This window comes from Lysinibacillus alkalisoli, assembly GCF_014643595.1.
In the GTDB taxonomy this organism is placed as follows: domain Bacteria; phylum Bacillota; class Bacilli; order Bacillales_A; family Planococcaceae; genus Metalysinibacillus; species Metalysinibacillus alkalisoli.
Genome location: NZ_BMJT01000008.1, coordinates 92,398 through 114,695, shown reverse-complemented (window position 1 = coordinate 114,695; position 22,298 = coordinate 92,398). Strand labels below are relative to the sequence as shown.

General features: G+C 37.8%; 17 protein-coding genes and 1 other annotated feature. All 17 genes read right to left on the bottom strand.

All coding sequences use genetic code 11. The features are described from left to right. Window positions 1–5: 5 nt before the first annotated feature. The 17 genes from rpsJ to rplK all read right to left on the bottom strand — a co-directional run bounded on the left by rpsJ (window position 6) and on the right by rplK (window position 22,129). Window positions 6–314 (bottom strand): 30S ribosomal protein S10, encoded by a 309-nt coding sequence (rpsJ, locus tag IEW44_RS12405; RefSeq protein WP_004233624.1) that lies wholly within the window; start codon window positions 312–314, stop codon window positions 6–8. A 311-nt stretch (window positions 315–625) separates the two neighbouring features. Then, on the bottom strand, window positions 626–1,942 hold the full coding sequence (locus IEW44_RS12400; RefSeq protein ID WP_188615369.1) for a Na+/H+ antiporter family protein: 1,317 nt from the start codon (window positions 1,940–1,942) through the stop codon (window positions 626–628). 190 nt (window positions 1,943–2,132) lie between these two features. Then, entirely contained in the window at window positions 2,133–4,052 is a 1,920-nt protein-coding gene (locus IEW44_RS12395; RefSeq protein ID WP_188615368.1) for an FtsX-like permease family protein, read from the bottom strand. Continuing rightward, window positions 4,042–4,803, bottom strand: coding sequence for an ABC transporter ATP-binding protein (locus IEW44_RS12390; protein ID WP_188615367.1), 762 nt, complete (start codon window positions 4,801–4,803; stop codon window positions 4,042–4,044). The genes IEW44_RS12395 and IEW44_RS12390 overlap by 11 nt, the downstream gene beginning before the upstream one ends. A gap of 115 nt (window positions 4,804–4,918) precedes the next feature. Continuing rightward, window positions 4,919–5,890, bottom strand: coding sequence for a sensor histidine kinase (locus IEW44_RS12385; RefSeq protein ID WP_188615366.1), 972 nt, complete (start codon window positions 5,888–5,890; stop codon window positions 4,919–4,921). After that, a complete protein-coding gene (locus tag IEW44_RS12380; protein WP_188615365.1) occupies window positions 5,874–6,548 on the bottom strand; it encodes a response regulator transcription factor in 675 nt (224 codons plus the stop codon). The genes IEW44_RS12385 and IEW44_RS12380 overlap by 17 nt, the downstream gene beginning before the upstream one ends. An 82-nt stretch (window positions 6,549–6,630) precedes the next feature. Next, on the bottom strand, window positions 6,631–7,818 hold the full coding sequence (gene tuf, locus IEW44_RS12375) for an elongation factor Tu (protein WP_188615364.1): 1,188 nt from the start codon (window positions 7,816–7,818) through the stop codon (window positions 6,631–6,633). 143 nt (window positions 7,819–7,961) lie between these two features. Next, a complete protein-coding gene (gene fusA, locus IEW44_RS12370; protein WP_188615363.1) occupies window positions 7,962–10,040 on the bottom strand; it encodes an elongation factor G in 2,079 nt (692 codons plus the stop codon). A gap of 45 nt (window positions 10,041–10,085) precedes the next feature. Next, the gene (rpsG, locus tag IEW44_RS12365; RefSeq protein WP_188615362.1) at window positions 10,086–10,556 is read right to left on the bottom strand and encodes a 30S ribosomal protein S7; all 471 of its coding nucleotides are present in this window, start codon (window positions 10,554–10,556) and stop codon (window positions 10,086–10,088) included. 41 nt (window positions 10,557–10,597) lie between these two features. Further along, entirely contained in the window at window positions 10,598–11,017 is a 420-nt protein-coding gene (rpsL, locus tag IEW44_RS12360; RefSeq protein WP_188615361.1) for a 30S ribosomal protein S12, read from the bottom strand. A gap of 433 nt (window positions 11,018–11,450) precedes the next feature. Further along, complete coding sequence (gene rpoC, locus IEW44_RS12355) at window positions 11,451–15,137, bottom strand: DNA-directed RNA polymerase subunit beta' (protein WP_188615360.1); 3,687 nt, start codon at window positions 15,135–15,137, stop codon at window positions 11,451–11,453. Window positions 15,138–15,237: 100 nt separating this feature from the next. After that, complete coding sequence (rpoB, locus tag IEW44_RS12350) at window positions 15,238–18,795, bottom strand: DNA-directed RNA polymerase subunit beta (protein ID WP_188615359.1); 3,558 nt, start codon at window positions 18,793–18,795, stop codon at window positions 15,238–15,240. A 226-nt stretch (window positions 18,796–19,021) separates the two neighbouring features. Continuing rightward, window positions 19,022–19,624 carry a class I SAM-dependent methyltransferase gene (locus IEW44_RS12345; protein WP_188615358.1) on the bottom strand — a complete coding sequence of 201 codons (603 nt, stop codon included), beginning with the start codon at window positions 19,622–19,624 and terminating at the stop codon, window positions 19,022–19,024. Window positions 19,625–19,707: 83 nt separating this feature from the next. Further along, window positions 19,708–20,073: a 50S ribosomal protein L7/L12 gene (gene rplL, locus IEW44_RS12340; protein WP_188615357.1), complete on the bottom strand. Its 366-nt coding sequence runs from the start codon at window positions 20,071–20,073 to the stop codon at window positions 19,708–19,710. Between the two features lie 77 nt (window positions 20,074–20,150). Beyond that, window positions 20,151–20,651 carry a 50S ribosomal protein L10 gene (rplJ, locus tag IEW44_RS12335; RefSeq protein ID WP_188615356.1) on the bottom strand — a complete coding sequence of 167 codons (501 nt, stop codon included), beginning with the start codon at window positions 20,649–20,651 and terminating at the stop codon, window positions 20,151–20,153. 30 nt (window positions 20,652–20,681) lie between these two features. Continuing rightward, window positions 20,682–20,826: a sequence feature (ribosomal protein L10 leader region), on the bottom strand. Between the two features lie 50 nt (window positions 20,827–20,876). Further along, window positions 20,877–21,575 carry a 50S ribosomal protein L1 gene (rplA, locus tag IEW44_RS12330; protein WP_188615355.1) on the bottom strand — a complete coding sequence of 233 codons (699 nt, stop codon included), beginning with the start codon at window positions 21,573–21,575 and terminating at the stop codon, window positions 20,877–20,879. A 128-nt stretch (window positions 21,576–21,703) separates the two neighbouring features. Beyond that, the gene (rplK, locus tag IEW44_RS12325) at window positions 21,704–22,129 is read right to left on the bottom strand and encodes a 50S ribosomal protein L11 (protein WP_188615354.1); all 426 of its coding nucleotides are present in this window, start codon (window positions 22,127–22,129) and stop codon (window positions 21,704–21,706) included. Between the last annotated feature and the right edge of the window lie 169 nt (window positions 22,130–22,298).

The window sequence follows — 22,298 nt, the reverse complement described above, 5'->3', positions numbered from 1 at the left end:
TACCATTAAAGTTTGATTTCAATATCAACGCCAGATGGTAAGTCTAGTTTCATTAACGCATCAACAGTTTGTGGTGTTGGGTTAACGATATCGATTAAACGTTTGTGTGTACGCATTTCGAATTGTTCACGAGAGTCTTTGTACTTATGTACAGCTCGTAAAATTGTGTATACCGATTTTTCCGTCGGAAGTGGAATCGGACCTGACACGCTAGCACCAGAACGTTTTGCAGTTTCCACGATTTTTTCAGCTGATTGATCTAAAATACGGTGATCATAAGCTTTTAAACGGATACGAATTTTTTGTTTTGCCATTATTTTCCCTCCTTCTCGCCTATTTTCTAGACATTCTCCACGAAAATTCTCCAACACAGCGCCATGGCAAAGCGGCCGGGTGTGTCGGCAACCTCTCGCTTCATCGCAGTCAAAGACCAACATTCAACATTATATACAATAAAAAAAGAATAAGCAATACTTTTTGCTAAATTCTTTTCCATGTTGACTACTTTACTTTTAAATAAAATTACCGTTTATTATTTTATAAAATCTCAAGTGAAAAAGCAACTATTTTGCATTGTAAATAAAAAAAAGATACCCCATCACAATGTAATAGAGTATCTTCCTTATTATAATATAAAGGTTACAGCCAACCAACCAAATACAATGAGTGGAATGTTAATAAAAATAAAGGTAGGCACACATGTATCCCAAATATGATTGTGTTGGCCATCTACATTTAAACCAGATGTTGGTCCTAATGTTGTATCAGATGCTGGTGAACCTGCATCACCTAATGCACCCGCTGTGCCTATTAAACAAATAATAGCTAGGGGACTAAGCCCTAACGCTAATGACATAGGAACAAACAAGGTAGCTATAATTGGAATTGTTGCAAATGATGAGCCAATCCCCATTGTAACAATCAAACCTACAATTAACATACCGAATACAGCTAAGCCCACATTGCCATCTACAATCGCTAATGCACTCTCAACTAGGCCATCAACATGCCCTGTCTCTTTAATAACATTTGCAAAACCTGCTGCTGCAATCATTACAAAACCAATAAACGACATCATGCGCATACCGTCTGTTAAAATATGATCTGCTTCACGCCACTTGAGTGCACCTGTAATATACATAGCAAGAATACCAACCATAGCACCTAAAATCATGGATTCTGTCATAATTTGTGCCACTAAAGCTGCTACTAAGGACAATATCGTTGCAACCATTAGCCAGGGCGATACTTTAGCAATCGCTACGTTATCTGCATTGTCACTTGTATCATATGTTCTTGGTTTACGATAAATAAACATGGCTACAAACATGCCCAACACCATACCAACAATAGGTATCAGCATTGCTTTTGGCACATCTTTTAACGCAGCTACCATGCCTGCATTATTGATTTGTTGCGTAATAATATCTTGAAAGATAAAACCAAAGCCGAACGGGATAAAACTATATGTGCCCACTAATCCCACAGCAATAATAATAGCAATAATTCTACGATCTACCTGCAATAAATTCAAAATCTGCAAAATAGGCGGAATAAGGAGTGGGATAAAAGCAATATGGATTGGAATTAAATTTTGCGAAAAGATTGCCATTAAAAAGATGCTAAAGAAAATTAACGCTTTAATAAGTCCTGTCTTTTTACTATCCTCTTTATTGCTTAACAGTTGCGATACTTTTAGGATTAAAACATCTGTAATTCCTGTCTTAGAAATTGCTACCGCAAAGCCACCTAACATAGCGTAGCTTAACGCTATTACCGCACCACCACCAAGTCCTTCTGTAAAAGCTACAGTGATTTCTTGCAGTGTTAATTCGCTAACTAATCCACCTGCAAATGCACCTATGACTAAAGACAACACAACATTTACACGCAATAAACTTAAAATAAGCATTACAGCTACAGCTATAATAACGGCATTCATCTCAAAACCACACTTTCACTCACTAATGTACTAATATGTTAAAATATCTATTTTCATTTGTCAATCATGAGAAATCAATTGATCAAAAAAAGTGGCAAAGAGCGTATATTTTCTCCTTGCCACCTTACAGATGCTAACACATTCCCTTTATCATTGCGAACTTGTATGGTTTATTTTCGCACCTCTTTGATTATAAGCTTTGTTTAATCACTCGCCTGTAATACTGAATTGTGAGCCCTGCAAACAAAATATACAACACTGTGTAAACTGTAATCGTAATAAGTAAAGGTGCGACTAGCTCCGTCCCAAAGAAAAACCAACCAGATTTAACTGCAAAAAAGCTGTGCAATAAACCAATCAACAAGGGAACACCAAAGTTATACAATTGTTTAAGATAAATACCTTTCATCATATCTGTTGTATCAAAACCAATTTTACGAAGTGTGGTATACATCGTTTTTTCATCTTCAGCTTCTGCCATTTGTTTAAAATACAAAATGCTGCCTGTTGTAATCAATAAGGCTAATCCCAGAAAGGCTGTAATGAAAATAATAATACCAAACTCGCCAATTCTCTGCGTAATGATTTGGTGCTGAGATTGTATTTTCAACGTTCGTTTATTATTCTCTCCTACATAATACTCTCGACCTGTTGTAATTGTAGCAAATAAACGTTCAGCCACTGGCTCATCCGTATCATTAATAAGTGTAATGCCTTGCTGTACATGTGCAAGGGGCACATCAAGCTTTTCAAATAATTGGTCTGGTACGACAAGTATAGGCGACTGTGCGACTAACGATTGGCTAATAGCAAAATCATCATTTACTTCTGTAATCGTTAAGGTTGTATTCGCTAACTGAAAAGGAGTGTGCTCATTTACAGTAAGCGCACCTTGTAAAAAGTTTGACATACCAATAAGCATAGATTCATTTGAGGCTAGCTGCTTTTTTGGAGCAAATTGTTGATAGTCGCTTAATGGCAACACGTAAGTACTTGTTGCATCCTCATTCTCTATAACAGAAGTAAGGTCAACATCTACTAGTTTTACATGATACTTGTCATTGCGATATGGTATATTTTGTTTTTCTAACTGCTGTAAAAATATCGTATCATCATTCATCAAAGTATAAGGATAAGGTGATGTATTTTTAGCATTTACCTCTGCTGAGTAATAAGAAATATACGATAAACTTAAAATCCCTACTGATAAACCTGTTAATGTTGTAATGATTGTTAATGACCTTGCATTCTCTTTCATACGGTGCATAACGGGTGTAACAGCCATAACATCTTTTATCGTAAGAAAACCTTTTTTATGTTTGCGTAACATATTCATCACAAGCGATACAGAATAACGAAAGACCAAATACGTACCACCAATTGTTGTAGCTAAAATCACTACCATATTCCTAAATAATGTATCACCTGATTGAGTCCCACTAAATAGGACTGTAGACTTTTGATAGCCATAACCAATTAATAACACACCTACGATACCTAACAACATATGACTTATTTTAAAAGATGTGATTTTCTCATCTGCTTGCTTTGTAGCAGTGAATAAGTGGAGTAATGTTGATCGATAAATAATCCATGCTGTTTGTACAATGACAATCATGAGTAACAACATAAACATTACTAAAGTTTGTTTTAATGCCTCGCCTGAGAAGGTCAATTGTACAACAACGGTTTCTTTCACAATAAACAATAAAATCATGCCAAACAAACGCGATACAAGAAAACCTAAAGCGATGCCTATACTAACAGCGCCTGCAAATAATAAACTGTTTTCAACTGCTATAATACGTACTACTAGTGATTTATGCATACCAATGAGCTGATAAAGCCCTAACTCTTGTGTACGTCTTTTCATAAATAAATGATTAGCATACAACACAAAACAAGTAATAATAAAATATAAAATAACTGTGGCTACTTTAAATCCTGTCACTGCTAAAACACCTGTTAATACACTTTGTGTAGCCTCATTATATTGCATAGTAATAAAAGAAAAGCTCAAGGTCACACTAAAAATCAAAGCAAAGAAATAAAGATAATATTGTGTAATATTCTTCTTCATACTTTTTAAGACAAGTCGATTAAGATTCATAAAGATCACCACTTAACACAGCCTGTGTGTGCATAATATGTTGGAAAAACTGTTGTCTTTCTTGATCTCCACGATATAATTCTGTAAACAACTCGCCATCTTTTAAAAACAATACCCTTGAACAGAAACTAGCAGCTACTGCATCGTGCGTTACCATCATAATTGTCACTTGTTCCTGTTCATTAATTTTCGCTAACTTGCTCAACAAAGCAGTCGCTGTTTTAGAATCTAACGCACCTGTTGGCTCATCTGCAAAGATTAAAGCAGGTTGCGTAATAAGCGCTCGTGCCGCTGATGTACGTTGTTTTTGACCTCCTGATATTTCATTAGGATATTTGTCTACAATATTTGTAATATCAAGTTGCTTCACAATCATTTGAAATCTGTCTTCGATGATGCGCTTATCCATCTTTCGAATGGAGAGTGGTAGTAGAATATTCTCTTTCACTGTTAACGTATCAAGTAAATTATAATCTTGAAAAATAAATCCCAATGTATCTTTTCTAAAGTGTGCTAAGGCACGGTCATTCATCGTATGTAATGCTTGTCCATTAATTTCAATAACACCATCTGTTGGCTTATCAATCGAGCATAATACATTAAGCAAAGTTGTCTTCCCTGAGCCAGAAGCGCCCATGATACCTACAAACTCACCTTTTACAACTTCTATATCAATACCTTTTAATACTTGCTGTATATTGGTTCTTTTTCCGTACGTTTTTTTTATATTGCGTGCTACTAATAATGACATATTTCTTCAACCTCCTCCCTTACTATATTACCGTTTTATCAATGTATCATCCCTCTCTTCACATGACATTATAGCGTCTTATGTGACATTGTTGTCACTAAAAAAAACAATCTCACTATGTAGAAGTGTGAGATTGTTTTTTTATAAGATGATAGTCATTTTCTTGTGGAAATGTAATATAAAATACTGTTCCCTCATTAACAATAGATGTGACATGTAATGTAATACCTAGTTGGTGCGCCGCTTTATTTGCTAAATATAACCCCATGCCCGTAGCTTGCTTTGACTCTCTACCTGTAGTGCCCGTATATGACTTTTGAAAAATACGAGGTAAATCTATACTACTGATACCGATTCCTTCATCTTTGATCGTTAATAGTTGCCCTTGCATATTAATATAAATCTGACTACCATTATGGCTATATTTCACTGCATTTGATAATATTTGCCTAATAATGAATGCAAACCATTTAGCATCTGTAACTTGATCAGGATATTCCCCCTCTAATTCAAATCCAATGTCTTTTTCAAGACACCAAGCTCGTAATGCCTTTATTTCCTGAGAAATGATAGGTTGGATGGCTGTAGGTTTCATTAGACTATCCTTTTCTATCGTATATAATCTTGTTTGATGCAGTTGTTGGTCTAATAATAAATGCATACGCAACCATTCTTTTTCTAACCTATGATTTCCCTCAATCATAATGTGCATGGCCGTCATAGGAGATTTCATTTCATGCACCCATGCTAAAAGACTGTCTTCGATTTCCTTACGTTGTAACTTCTCTTCCTGTAGTACAATTTCTTGTTTATTCAACAATGTGTGAAACATACGTATGTATTGCTGCTCATACCCTGTTGTTTCTTTGATCTCCATAGTATGGTGATATTTGATATAATCTTTTATACACATAATAACTATTGTAACAATGATTATTGATCCCATGATACAATTCACATACCAGATTGACACAGCCAACATGCCCACATCTACAATCATTAAAACATTCATCACTATAAGTAACACTAAATAACTGCTCAACCACATATAATGTTGAATGAAAAATAACTTAAGAAAGTGCCACATAACCTAATCCTTTCTTCGTTTGTATAACGTCATATAAGCCAATCTCCTCTAGCTTTTTACGTAAACGATTTACATTAACTGTTAACGTGTTATCATTAACAAAACGCTCATCATCCCATAACTTCTGCATCAGGGCTTCTCTTGTTATAATTTCATCGACTTGTTCTACTAGTACACGTAAAATAAATAATTCATTTTTCGTGAGTATGGTAGTTTGTTGGTTAAATGTAATAGTAGCTTTCGAATAATGAATAACAGCTTTTTGCCAAACAGCATGATCCATTTGCGTTTCGCCATAATCATATGTTCTTCTCAACAATGCTTGCACTTTAGCTAAAAGTACATCCATATGAAATGGTTTTTGTATAAAATCATCTGCGCCTAATTGCATGGCCATAACCATATCTAGAGGGTGATCTCTAGAAGATAAGAAAATAATAGGCACTTTCGAAATATGTCTAATTTCTCGACACCAATGAAAACCATCATATGCTGGCAACTGAATATCAATAAGCACTAGTTCTGGCTGCCATTGTATAAACTGAGTTAATACATTATGAAAATCCTTCGGCTCCTCAACTTGTAAATCCCATGTAGTAAATCGTTCTCTTACTACCTCTACTATTGATTTGTCATCTTCAATTAATAAAATTTTCATAGTCTATTCACCCTTCTATACCATAGTAAAAAAACCAACTCACAGGCGTCCCTATGAGTTGGTTGAAAGTTAAAAGCTAAAATTATTTAGTGATTGTAGCTACAACGCCAGCGCCTACAGTACGGCCACCCTCACGGATAGAGAATTTAGTACCTTCTTCGATAGCGATTGGAGAAATAAGTTCTACAGTCATTTCGATGTTATCACCAGGCATAACCATTTCTACGCCTTCTGGTAAGTTGATAACGCCAGTTACGTCAGTTGTACGGAAGTAGAACTGTGGACGGTAGTTAGAGAAGAACGGCGTATGACGGCCACCCTCTTCTTTTGATAATACATAAACTTCTGCTTTGAAAGAAGTATGTGGAGTGATTGAACCTGGTTTAGCTAATACTTGACCACGTTGGATATCTTCACGTGAAACACCACGTAATAAAGCACCAATGTTGTCACCAGCTTCAGCATAGTCTAATAATTTACGGAACATCTCAACACCTGTTACAGTTGTTTGTTGAGCTTCTTCAGTAATACCTACGATTTCAACTACGTCTCCAACTTTAACTTGACCACGTTCAACACGGCCAGTTGCTACTGTACCACGACCAGTGATAGAGAATACGTCCTCTACTGGCATCATGAATGGTTTGTCAGTTTGACGTTCTGGAGTTGGGATGTATGAATCTACAGCATCCATTAATTCGATGATTTTTTCTTCCCATTCTGCTTCGCCTTCAAGAGCTTTAAGAGCAGAACCTTTAATTACAGGAATATCGTCACCTGGGAAGTCATATTCAGATAGTAGGTCACGGATTTCCATTTCTACTAATTCTAATAATTCTTCGTCATCAACCATATCACATTTGTTCATGAATACTACTAAGTAAGGAACACCTACTTGACGTGATAAAAGGATGTGCTCACGAGTTTGTGGCATTGGACCATCAGCAGCAGATACTACTAAGATACCGCCGTCCATTTGTGCAGCACCAGTGATCATGTTTTTAACATAGTCAGCGTGTCCTGGGCAGTCTACGTGTGCGTAGTGACGAGTGTCAGTTTCATATTCAACGTGTGAAGTATTGATTGTAATACCACGTTCTTTTTCTTCTGGAGCGTTATCTACGTCAGCGTATGATTTAGCTTCGCCACCCATTTTTTTAGAAAGAACAGTAGCGATAGCAGCTGTTAAAGTAGTTTTACCATGGTCAACGTGTCCGATTGTACCAATGTTAGCATGCGTTTTCGAGCGATCAAATTTTTCTTTAGCCATTAGAGATTGCCTCCTCAAAATTATGTGTTTATATTTTAGTTTAATTTATTGTTATGTCGCGTTGGTAACAAGAGGGCCCTTCTTGTTACCTTTGCAATCATAGCTTACAAATTAGTTATACTTTATGCAAGATGAAATTTCAATTATTCACCTTTATTTTTTTTGATGATATCATCAGAGATCGATTTTGGAACTTCTTCATAGTGATCAAACACCATAGAGAATGTACCGCGACCTTGAGTTGAAGAACGTAATGTAGTTGCGTAACCGAACATTTCAGAAAGTGGAACCATTGCGCGAACTACTTGTGCGTTACCACGAGCTTCCATACCTTCTACGCGACCACGGCGAGAAGTGATGTTACCCATAACGTCACCTAAATATTCTTCAGGCATAACTACTTCTACTTTCATTACAGGTTCTAATAACACAGGGTTACATTTTGAAACTGCATTTTTAAGTGCCATAGAAGCAGCGATTTTGAATGCCATCTCGTTAGAGTCAACATCATGGTATGAACCATCATATAGTTTAGCTTTAACGTCGATTAATGGGTAACCTGCTAATACACCATTGTCAAGCGCGTCACGAAGACCTGCTTCAACAGCTGGAATGTATTCACGAGGAACTACACCACCAACGATAGCGTTTTCGAATTCAAAACCTTTACCTTCTTCGTTTGGTGTAAACTCAATCCAAACGTGACCGAATTGACCACGACCACCTGATTGGCGTACGAATTTACCTTCAACTTGTGCAGAGCTACGGAAAGTCTCACGGTAAGAAACCTGTGGAGCACCTACGTTAGCATCTACTTTAAATTCACGGCGCATACGGTCAACTAAGATATCAAGGTGAAGCTCACCCATACCTGAGATGATTGTTTGACCAGTTTCTTGGTCTGTATGTGCACGGAAAGTTGGGTCTTCTTCTTGTAGTTTAGCTAATGCTTGACCCATTTTATCTTGGTCAGCTTTAGATTTTGGTTCTACAGAAAGTGAGATAACAGGCTCTGGGAATTCCATAGACTCTAAGATTACTAAATCTTTTTCATCACATAGTGTATCACCAGTACTTGTATCTTTAAGACCTACTGCTGCAGCAATATCCCCTGCGAATACTTCTGCAATTTCTTCACGAGAGTTAGCGTGCATTTGTAGGATACGACCTACACGTTCACGTTTACCTTTTGAAGAGTTTTGTACGTATGAACCTGATTGTAAAATACCAGAGTACACACGGAAGAATGTTAACTTACCAACGAATGGGTCTGTCATTACTTTAAACGCAAGAGCTGAGAATGGCTCATCGTCTGAAGAATGGCGAACAACCTCTTCATCAGAATCAGGACGAATACCTTGGATAGCAGGTACATCAGTTGGTGCTGGTAGATAAGCTACTGCCGCATCTAACATTTTACGTACACCTTTATGTTTAAACGCTGTACCACACATTACTGGGTAGAATTCTACTGCAATTGTAGCTTTACGGATAGCCGCTTTAAGCTCATCTGTAGTAATTTCTTCACCAGAGAAGTATTTTTCCATGATTTCTTCGTTTACATCAGCAATACCTTCGATTAATTTCTCGCGGTATTCTTCAGCTTGTGCTTGATATTCTTCAGGAATTTCACCTTCAGTAACTTCTGTACCTAGGTCATTACCGTAGAAAGTAGCATTCATTTCAACTAAGTCAATGATACCGTGGAACTCGTCCTCAGCACCCATTGGTAATTGAATTGGGTGTGCATTTGCTTCTAAACGGTCATGTAGTGTACCTACAGAGTATAAGAAGTTAGCGCCCATTTTATCCATTTTATTAATGAATACGATACGTGGAACGCCATAAGTTGTAGCTTGACGCCAAACTGTTTCAGTTTGTGGCTCAACACCTGATTGAGCATCAAGTACTGTTACAGCACCATCAAGTACACGTAATGAACGTTCAACTTCTACAGTGAAGTCTACGTGTCCAGGAGTATCGATGATGTTAATACGGTGGTTGTCCCATTGAGCTGTTGTCGCAGCAGACGTGATTGTGATACCACGTTCTTGCTCTTGCTCCATCCAGTCCATTTGTGCGCCGCCATCGTGAGTTTCACCGATTTTATGAATTTTACCAGTGTAATAAAGGATACGCTCTGTTGTTGTTGTTTTACCAGCATCAATATGAGCCATGATCCCAATATTACGTGTTTTCTCTAGAGAGAATTCGCGTTTCATAGGATATTTCTCCTTCCGAATAAGTTGGCTTACGCCGATTTAGGATTACCAGCGGTAGTGAGCGAATGCTCTGTTAGCTTCCGCCATTTTGTGCATTTCTTCACGTTTCTTAACAGAAGCACCAGTGTTGTTTGATGCATCGATAATTTCGTTAGCTAAACGCTCTTCCATTGTTTTTTCTCCACGTAGGCGTGAATAGTTAACAATGTAGCGTAAACCTAAAGTTGTACGGCGTTCTGGACGAACTTCAACCGGTACTTGGTAGTTAGAACCACCAACACGACGAGCACGTACTTCTAGAACTGGCATTACATTTTCTAATGCAGCTTCGAATACTTCGATTGGATTTTCACCTGTGCGTTCTTGAACTAATTCAAATGCACCGTATAAAATCTTTTGAGAAGTACCTTTTTTACCGTCAACCATCATTTTATTAATTAAACGAGTAACCAATTTCGAATTATAAATCGGATCTGGTAACACGTCACGTTTGGAAACAGAACCTTTACGAGGCATGTGTTTTCCTCCTTTCAACATGTAGTGAAACTATAGTATGATTATTTTTTTTCTTTTGGCTTTTTAGCACCGTAGTGAGAACGTGATTGCATACGTCCTTGTACAGCTGCTGTATCAAGCGCACCACGTACGATATGGTAACGTACACCAGGTAAGTCTTTTACACGACCGCCACGAATAAGAACAACACTGTGCTCTTGTAAGTTATGGCCTTCACCAGGAATATACGCGTTAACTTCGATTTGGTTAGTTAAACGTACACGTGCATACTTACGTAACGCTGAGTTAGGTTTTTTAGGTGTCATTGTACCAACACGAGTACAAACACCACGTTTTTGTGGAGAGTTTACAGTTGTTGGCGCTTTTTTGAAGCTATTGTAACCTCGGTTTAACGCTGGTGATTTTGATTTCGTGCTTTGTGATTTACGAGGCTTACGTACTAATTGGTTAATTGTAGGCATCGATAGGGCCTCCCTTCCTAAACTTAATACCACACATCCAGGTGGTTCATTTTTGGGTAAAAACAAAGTTTTTGTGATTTATACACAAAAACTACTTTGCAACGAGTGCAATTTTTGCAGTTTAAACAGTTATCCAAAATGTAGGATCAAGCTTTGTACTTAATGAGAATAATAAGTATATCGAATGCTTTCGCGAAAGTAATGGCCATATCAATCACTCATCCATCTACACCAAGCATTTTAAGCTTATTGATTTTACAAATTTGTATTGTTTACTGCTTGCTTTGTACCTATGATAGCTGAATTACACAAATAACTTGCATTAAACTAACTATCAACCTTGAACATTTTATCATTGTAATTATGATATGTCAACTATTTATCTATAGAAAAGGCTTGCTCAAATACTTGAGCAAGCCTTTATTTTACACAGTTATTCTACTGTCAATACTTCCTCTGATGTTACAATGTCTTGTTCGATCTCAATCTGACGATAACGTTGCATACCTGTACCAGCTGGTACTAATTTACCGATAATAACGTTTTCTTTAAGACCTAACAATTCATCACGCTTACCTTTAATTGCTGCATCTGTTAATACACGTGTTGTTTCTTGGAATGAAGCAGCAGATAAGAATGATTCTGTTTCAAGAGAAGCTTTTGTGATACCTAAAATAACAGGGCGACAAGTTGCAGGATTTTTACCCGTCATAATAATTTCTGCATTAGCCTCTGCAAATTGGTGGATATCTAGCAACGAACCTGGTAATAAGTCTGTATCTCCAGCTTCGATCACACGTACTTTGCGCAACATTTGACGCACCATTACCTCAACGTGTTTATCGCCGATTTCTACCCCTTGCATACGGTATACTTTTTGTACTTCTTTTAATAAGTAATCTTGAACAGATGCGACATCTTTAACTTTTAATAATTGTTTAGGATCAATGGAACCTTCTGTTAGGCTTTGGCCACGCTCTACCGTATCACCTACTTGCACTTTTAAACGTGCATTATATGGTGCTTGGTATTTACGCGTTTCAACATCGCCTGTAATCGTTAATTCTTTTAGCCCCTCACGGATTTCATCGATCTCTGTAACAGCACCTGCAATTTCAGAGATGACAGCTTGACCTTTAGGGTTACGTGCTTCAAAGATTTCTTGGATACGAGGAAGACCTTGAGTAATATCGTCTCCGGCTACCCCACCTGTATGGAATGTACGCATGGTTAACTGTGTACCTGGCTCACCAATAGATTGTGCTGCGATAATACCTACCGCCTCGCCGACTTCTACATTTTCGCCTGTTGCTAAGTTAATACCATAACATTTTTTACATACACCATGTTTTGTATTACATGTAAATGCTGAGCGAATCGCCACTTGTTCAATGCCTGCCTCAACAATTTTACGTGCAACATCTTGGGTAATTAAGCCATCTGTTTCTAAAATAACTTCTTCCGTTTCTGGATGGAAGATTGTTTTCTTAGTATGACGTCCCACAATACGTTCTTCTAACGTTTCAATCACTTCTGTGCCTTCCATCAGCGCACCAATTGTTAGGCTGCGGTCTGTGCCACAGTCATCTTCTCGTACAATAACATCTTGAGCCACATCAACAAGACGACGAGTTAGGTAACCTGAATCGGCTGTTTTAAGTGCTGTATCGGCAAGACCTTTACGCGCACCATGGGTAGAAATAAAGTACTCTAATACTGTTAAACCTTCACGGAATGAAGATTTGATTGGTAATTCAATAATTCGACCAGCCGGGTTGGCCATAAGACCACGCATACCTGCTAATTGTGTAAAGTTAGATGCGTTACCACGAGCACCAGAGTCACTCATCATGAAGATTGGATTTGTTTTTTCTAAAGAGTCCATCAGTTTAGCTTGAATCTCGTCTTTAGCTTTACTCCAGCTTGCAATAACACGTTCGTAACGCTCATCTTCCGTAATTAAACCACGGCGGAATTGCATTTGAACTTTATCTACTTTTTCTTGTGCTTCTTGTAAAATCTCACCTTTATCAGGTAATACCACGATGTCTGATACACCTACAGTAATACCTGCTCGCGTCGAATATTTAAAGCCTAAATCTTTCATGCGGTCAAGCATGCGAGATGTTTCAGTAATGTGGAAGCGTTTAAACACTTCAGCAATAATATTTCCTAAAAACTTCTTACGGAATGGGGCTACTGCTGGCACTTCAGCAAAGTATTTTTTAACAATTGCTTGGCGCTGTGCTGTAATTTGTTCTTGCTCTGATAAAGCTTTGTAGTCAGCATCCGCCTCTAACGCTTGTAACATTTCGTCTGTAACTGTTAGATTAACAAAGTATTGTCCTGGCGTTTCGACTTCTAAATTATGATTTGTTGGCTCGTTAATATATGGGAATGTTTCTGGTAAAATTTCATTAAAGATTACTTTACCTACAGAAGTTAATAAGAATTTACTATTTTGTTCTTCTGTAAACGTTTGATTATTTAACGAGTTAGCTTGTAATGCAATACGTGTATGCAAGTGAACATGCCCATTTTGATAAGCAATTAATACTTCATCTGGATCATGGAAAATGCTACCCTCACCACGAGCACCTTCACGTTCTAAAGTTAGGTAGTAGTTACCTAATACCATATCTTGAGATGGTGTTACAACTGGTTTACCATCTTTAGGGTTTAGAATGTTTTGTGCAGCTAGCATTAACAAACGTGCTTCTGCTTGTGCTTCTGCTGATAAAGGCACATGGACAGCCATTTGGTCACCATCAAAGTCAGCATTATATGCTGTACATACTAATGGATGCAAACGAATAGCACGGCCTTCTACTAGAGTTGGCTCAAATGCTTGAATACCTAAACGGTGAAGCGTAGGTGCACGGTTTAATAATACAGGGTGCTCACGAATGACTTCTTCAAGTACATCCCATACATCATTGTGCAAACGTTCAATTTTACGTTTAGCAGATTTAATATTATGTGCTAAACCACGTTCTACTAATTCTTTCATTACAAACGGTTTAAATAATTCAATAGCCATTTCTTTTGGTAAACCACATTGGTACATTTTCAAGTTAGGTCCTACTACGATAACCGAACGACCAGAATAGTCAACACGTTTACCAAGTAAGTTTTGACGGAAACGACCTTGTTTACCTTTTAACATATGTGATAATGATTTTAATGGTCGATTACCTGGTCCAGTTACTGGACGACCACGACGACCGTTGTCAATTAACGCATCTACAGCTTCTTGTAACATACGTTTTTCGTTTTGTACGATAATACTTGGTGCGCCTAAGTCTAATAAACGTTTTAAACGATTATTACGGTTAATCACACGGCGATATAAATCGTTCAAATCACTTGTTGCAAAACGTCCACCGTCTAATTGCACCATTGGGCGTAATTCTGGTGGGATAACAGGTAATACATCTAAAATCATCCACTCAGGCATATTTCCTGAATGACGGAAAGATTCTACTACTTCTAAACGTTTAATAGCACGTGTACGGCGTTGCCCTTGCGCTGTTTTTAACTCTTCCTTCAACACGCGCGTTTCTTCTTCTAAGTCAATTTTGCTTAAAAGCTTTTTAATTGCTTCTGCACCCATACCTGCTTCAAAATCCGAACCGAATTTTTCACGATAAATACGGTATTCTTTTTCAGATAACAATTGTTTATAATCTAAGCCTGTCTTACCTGCATCTGTCACGACATAGGAAGCAAAGTAAATTACTTCTTCTAGTGTACGAGGTGACATGTCTAAAATTAATCCCATACGGCTAGGAATACCTTTAAAGTACCAAATATGTGAAACTGGTGCTGCTAATTCAATATGCCCCATGCGCTCACGACGCACTTTTGCACGTGTTACTTCAACACCACAACGATCACATACTACACCTTTATATCGAACACGTTTATATTTACCACAATGACATTCCCAGTCCTTCGTTGGACCGAAAATACGCTCACAGAATAAACCGTCTTTCTCAGGCTTTAATGTACGATAGTTAATCGTTTCAGGTTTTTTAACTTCACCATATGACCACGAACGGATTTTATCTGGTGATGCTAAACCAATTTTCATATACTCAAATTCATTAACGTCTATCAAGGAGCCTACCTCCCTCTAGTCTAGTCTCATGACTTTTTTTCGTAGCTCAACCATTGTTATATCACATAAAGTGGAGCGTGCCTTACACACGCTCACCTTTTTATTCTACTTCTACAGTTTCTTCTTGCGGTAAGTTCAAGGAATGTGTGGATTGTAAATCTTCTTCCTCATCTAAGTCACGAAGTTCTACTTCTTCATCATTGATCGTTAGCATTTTTACATCCATACCTAAACTTTGCAATTCTTTAATTAATACTTTAAACGATTCAGGAACACCTGGCTCTGGCACACTTTCACCTTTAACAATAGCTTCATATGTTTTAACACGTCCTACAACGTCATCTGATTTCACTGTTAAGATTTCTTGTAATGTGTACGCTGCACCATATGCTTCAAGTGCCCAAACCTCCATCTCACCAAAACGTTGTCCACCAAATTGCGCTTTACCACCTAGTGGTTGTTGCGTAACTAATGAGTATGGTCCTGTTGAACGAGCATGAAGTTTATCGTCAACCATGTGGGCTAACTTGATCATATACATGATCCCAACAGAAACACGACTATCAAATGGCTCACCTGAGCGTCCATCATATAAAATCGTTTTACCGTCACGGTTCATGCCTGCTTCTTCCATTGTTTCCCAAACATCTTCTTCATTTGCACCATCAAATACTGGCGTTGCCATATGAACACCTAAGTAACGTGCTGCCATACCTAAATGCAACTCTAATACTTGACCAATGTTCATACGTGAAGGTACACCAAGTGGGTTTAACATGATGTCTACAGGTGTGCCATCTGGCATAAATGGCATATCTTCTTCTGGTAAAATACGTGAGATAACACCTTTGTTACCATGACGACCAGCCATTTTATCCCCAACACGGATTTTACGTTTTTGTACAATATATACACGTACAAGTTGATTTACGCCTGGTGGTAACTCATCTCCATCTTCACGATTAAAGACTTTAACATCTAAAACTATACCACCTGCACCATGTGGTACTCGCAATGAAGTATCACGCACTTCACGTGCTTTCTCTCCAAAGATGGCATGTAATAAACGTTCTTCAGCTGTTAACTCGGTTACACCTTTAGGCGTTACTTTACCAACAAGAATATCGCCATCACGCACTTCAGCACCGATACGAATAATACCTCGCTCATCTAAATTGCGTAAGGCATCTTCCCCAACGTTTGGAATATCGCGTGTAATTTCTTCTGGCCCTAATTTTGTATCACGTGATTCTGATTCATATTCTTCAATATGAACAGATGTGTATACATCATCTTTTACTAGACGCTCACTCATAATGATGGCATCTTCATAGTTAAAGCCATCCCATGTCATGAAAGCAACGAGTACATTTCGTCCAAGTGCTAATTCACCAAGTTCCATTGATGGCCCATCCGCTAAAATATCAAGCGGTTTTACACGATCCCCAATTTGAACGATTGGACGTTGGTTATAAGATGTACCTTGGTTAGAACGAATAAATTTCTGCAACTTATATGTTGTTAAATCGCCCTTAACTTCTTTGCCATCAATTGTCTCAATACGACGGACTTGAATTTTTCGAGCTTCAACATGTTCTACAATACCATCATATTTTGCAACGACCGCAGCACCTGAATCTCGAGCATCAACATGCTCCATACCTGTACCAACAAATGGTGACTCTGGATTTAATAATGGAACTGCTTGACGTTGCATGTTCGCACCCATTAAAGCACGGTTTGAGTCATCGTTTTCTAAGAACGGAATACACGCTGTTGCCGCTGAAACAACTTGTTTTGGCGATACATCCATGTAATCAATTTGTTCTTTTTTAAATACTGTATTATCGCCTCGGAAACGACCTACTACTTCATCATTAGCAAATGTACCATCTGCATTTAACTCGGAGTTAGCTTGAGCTACATAGTAGTTATCTTCTTCATCAGCTGTTAAATAATCAATTTGTGTTGTCACTTGACCTGTTTCATGGTCAATACGACGATATGGTGTTTCAATAAAGCCAAATTTATTCACTTTAGCAAATGAGGATAATGAGTTAATTAACCCAATGTTTGGTCCCTCAGGTGTTTCAATAGGACACATGCGACCATAGTGAGAATAATGCACGTCACGAACCTCAAAGCCTGCACGCTCACGCGTTAAACCACCAGGCCCTAAAGCAGATAAACGACGTTTATGTGTTAACTCTGCAAGCGGGTTAGTTTGATCCATGAATTGCGATAATTGCGAACTACCAAAGAATTCTTTAATAGATGCAATAACTGGACGAATATTAATTAATTGTTGTGGCACGATAGAAGCGGTATCGTTAATTGACATACGCTCTTTAACTACACGCTCCATACGAGATAAACCAATACGGAATTGATTTTGTAGTAACTCACCTACTGAACGTAGACGACGATTACCTAAGTGATCAATATCATCTGTTGAGCCTACTTTATATAATAAGTTAAAGAAATAACTAATAGATGAAATAATATCAGAAGGCGTAATATTTTTTACTTCTTCTTCTACATAAGCATTGCTAATAATATTAATTTCTTTTTGCACATCATCTTTAGGCGCAAGAATTTTAATCGATTGCACTGTAATATCATCTTCTAAAACGCCGCCAACTTGCTTGATTGTACGAATACCAATGCCTTTTTCAGTATCTTCAAGGAATGGTAAAATACGATCTAACGTACGACGGTCTAGTAATGTGCCTGCTTCTACTAAAATTTCACCCGTTTCAGGATCAACTAATGTTTCAGCAATCGTTTGGTTAAACAAACGATTTTTGATGTGTAATTTTTTATTCATTTTGTAACGCCCAACGTTTGCTAAATCATAACGTTTTGCATCAAAGAAGCGTGAATATAATAAACTTTTAGCACTTTCAACTGTAGGTGGCTCACCTGGACGTAAGCGCTCATAAATTTCTAATAGCGCCTTTTCAGTGCTTTCTGTACTATCTTTTTCTAATGTGTTACGCAAGTACTCATTGTCACCAATAACATCTGTGATTTCTTGGTCGGAGCCTAAACCTAACGCACGTAATAAAACAGTGACTGGCAATTTACGTGTACGATCAATACGTACATATACAACGTCTTTAGCATCTGTTTCGTACTCTAACCATGCACCACGGTTTGGAATAACAGTTGCACCAAACCCACGTTTACCATTTTTATCTGTTTTATCGTGGAAATATACACTTGGTGAACGTACTAATTGAGAAACGATAACACGTTCAGCACCATTAATAATAAATGTGCCTGTTTCTGTCATTAGCGGGAAGTCACCCATGAATACATCTTGTTCTTTCACTTCGTCTGTTTCGCGATTATGAAGTCGAACTTTAACGCGAAGTGGTGCTGCATAAGTTACGTCGCGCTCTTTACTTTCATCAACATCATATTTAGGCTCACCTAATTTGTAGTCAATGAATTCTAATGATAAATTGCCTGTAAAATCTTCGATTGGTGAAATGTCTCTAAACATTTCACGTAAACCTTCTTCAAGGAACCACTCATAAGATGCGGTTTGAATTTCGATTAAATTCGGAAGTTCAAGCACCTCTTTAATACGCGCAAAGCTTCTACGCTGGCGGTGTTGTCCGTATTGAACTAGTTGACCTGTCAACTTATTCACCCCTCAATAAAGCGATAATGGGTCTTTTCAAAACCAGTGATATAGTATATGATTCTGAAAGACAAAAAGAAAACGAGCCTCAATATGAAGACCGCATTTTCGGTTTACTAAACTATGTTACTTGTCGTGCCAATTATAAAAATGGGCATACGACCTCAAAATAATAATTTTGCATTTTATTATGTTATCATATCTAGTTTGTCAAGTCAATAATAACGAAAAAATGTTATTTTTTAGCCTTGACAATCCAGTAACCTTTTTTCTTCGTTACTACTGTCACTTCTTCAAACATTTCCTCTAAATATACAACTGTCGAAGGAGCACCTTGCTTTTTTTGAATAACTATCCAAAGCTCGCCTGATGGCTGTAATACCTCATAAGCACCTTTGTAAAAAGAAAATATTGTCGCCTTCCCTGCTCGAATTGGCGGATTAGTTAACACAGCTGCAATTTTTGCATCATGCGTAACAGCAGTTAGCCCATCACTCTCAAAAATATGCACATTTTGAATTCCGTTTTTCTCTGCATTTAACTGACTCAAGTGAATAGCCCGTTCATTAATATCCATCATTTGTATTGTGCGTTCTGGATGCGTTTTAGCAATGGATAAACCAATCGGTCCATAACCACATCCCACATCTAACACATCACCTGCTAAAGATGGCATCTCAAATGCGTCAATGAGCACGCGGGATCCAAAATCTACTTCGCTTTTACTAAATACACCAGCATCTGTTTCAAACATAAACGAATGTCCTAACAAATTAAACGTGAAACGTTGAGGACGACTTTCCGTTTGTGGTTTGTTTGTGTAGTAATGTTCGGACATCGCTTTACACTCCTTAAGGTAAAAAATGAAGAAAAGCTCGCCAAAAGTTGACGAGCTTTCTGATATCGTAAATTCGTTAGAAATTACTTAAGTTCAGCAGATGCGCCTACTTCTTCAAGTTTAGCTTTCATTTCTTCTGCTTCTTCTTTAGCAATGCCTTCTTTAAGAGCTTTTGGAGCATTGTCTACTAATTCTTTAGCTTCTTTTAAGCCTAAACCAGTGATTTCACGAACCACTTTGATTACTTTAATTTTTTGGTCGCCTGCTGAAGCAAGAACTAAATCGAATTCTGTTTTTTCAGCTGCAGCGTCGCCGCCACCAGCGCCACCCATAACTGCTACAGGTGCAGCAGCTGTTACGCCGAATTCTTCTTCGATTGCTTTTACTAAGTCGTTTAACTCAAGAACTGTCATAGCTTTGATAGCTTCTAAGATTTGATCTTTGTTCATTATAATTTCCTCCTATTTTATATACGGTTTACGTTATATTGCAGTATTATACTGCTTGTTGTATGTCGAAGTTAGACTTATGCGCCTTGTTCTTCTTTTTGTTCTGCAACAGCTTTTGTTGCAAGAGCGAAGTTGCGTACTGGAGCTTGTAGTACAGATAAAAGCATAGATAGTAGACCTTCGCGTGATGGAAGTTCTGCAAGAGCTTTAATATCTTCAGCTGTTGATACGTTACCTTCGATAATACCTGCTTTAATTTCTAATTTGTCGTTTGCTTTAGCAAAATCATTAATGATTTTAGCTGGTGCTACAACGTCTTCATTAGAAAAAGCGATTGCATTAGGGCCTGTTAAGTACTCGTTTAAACCTTCAAGACCTTCAGCTTCTGTAGCGCGGCGAACTAAAGTATTTTTATAAACTTTATATTCAATACCAGCTTCACGAAGTTGTTTACGTAATTCTGTAACTTGAGCTACAGTTAAACCACGGTAATCAACAACTACTACAGATGCAGCGTTTTTGAATTTTTCAGCGATTTCTTGAACTTGACCTTTTTTTGTTTCAATTGCTTGGCTCATCTTGATGACACCTCCTAGTTAGAATGGGTCATTTATACCGAAAAAAGCCTCTATAGTCCATGCAGACATAGAGGCAGAAAGTCATCATCTTAAAAAGAATCTGAATTCCGTTGTCCTCGGTAGGAAATTAAGTGTTATACACACCTACTGTCTACGGTACAAATGGATGATTCACAACAGCGTTAATATTAACAAAAACATTAATGCCTGTCAATCAATTTTATATTATTTAGAAACAACGTTTGCTGCATCGATTTTCACTGCAGGTCCCATTGTAGAAGTTACGTTTACAGATTTCATATAAGTACCTTTAGCAGAAGCTGGCTTCGCTTTTTGTACTACATCAAATACAGTTAAGAAGTTTTCAGCTAATTTTTCTGCATCAAATGATACTTTACCAATCGGTGCATGGATGATACCTGCTTTTTCAGCACGGTATTCAACTTTACCAGCTTTAATTTCTTCGATAGCTTTAGCTACATCAAATGTAACTGTACCTGTTTTAGGGTTTGGCATTAAACCTTTTGGTCCTAATACACGACCTAATTTACCAACTTCACCCATCATGTCTGGAGTCGCAACGATTACGTCGAAATCGAACCAGCCACCTTGGATTTTTTGGATATATTCTGCATCGCCTACGTAGTCAGCACCTGCTGCTTCAGCTTCTTTAAGTTTTTCACCTTTAGCGAATACTAAAACTTTTTGTGTTTTACCAGTACCGTTTGGTAGCACTACTGCACCACGGATTTGTTGGTCGTTTTTACGAGTATCGATCCCTAAACGGAAAGCAACTTCTACTGTAGCATCAAAGTTTACTGTGCTTGTTTTTTTCACTAATTCCATTGCTTCTTCAACAGAATATAGTGCATTACGGTCGATTAATTTAGCTGCATCTTGCAACTTTTTACCTTTTTTAGCCATTTAATATTTCCTCCTTGATTGTGGTTTTAGCGGAATTTTACCTCCCACGAATAAAGGTTGCGCGTTCTCAAGAGAACAATCCGCAACCTCCAAAAAAACAATTACTTCATCAAGTGAATGAGTAAAGATTAGTCTTCAATCGTAATACCCATGCTTCGCGCAGTACCTTCAACCATTAACATTGCTGCTTCAACTGAAGCTGCGTTAAGGTCAGGCATTTTCGTTTCAGCGATTTCGCGAACTTTATCACGTTTAACCGTTGCCACTTTATTACGGTTTGGTTCACCAGATCCTTTTTGGATACCAGCTGCTACTTTAAGTAGAACCGCTGCAGGTGGAGTTTTTGTAATGAAAGTAAATGAACGGTCTTCATATACAGAGATTTCAACCGGAATTACTAAACCAGCTTGGTCAGCAGTACGCGCGTTGAACTCCTTACAGAATCCCATGATGTTAACACCTGCTTGACCTAATGCAGGACCAACCGGTGGAGCTGGATTAGCTTTCCCAGCAGGGATTTGAAGTTTTACAACCTTAGTAACTTTTTTAGCCACGAGACACACCTCCTTAAGTCCGTGATGTGGTAATTGGGTTGCCCCTCCCACTCAAATATCTGTCTGTCAGCTATTGACTGATAACATTAAAATTCTAACATAATCCTACACGAAAAAAAAGTCGTGTCTGACCTATGAAATGATACCACTTTTAATTCCGCTTAGCAAG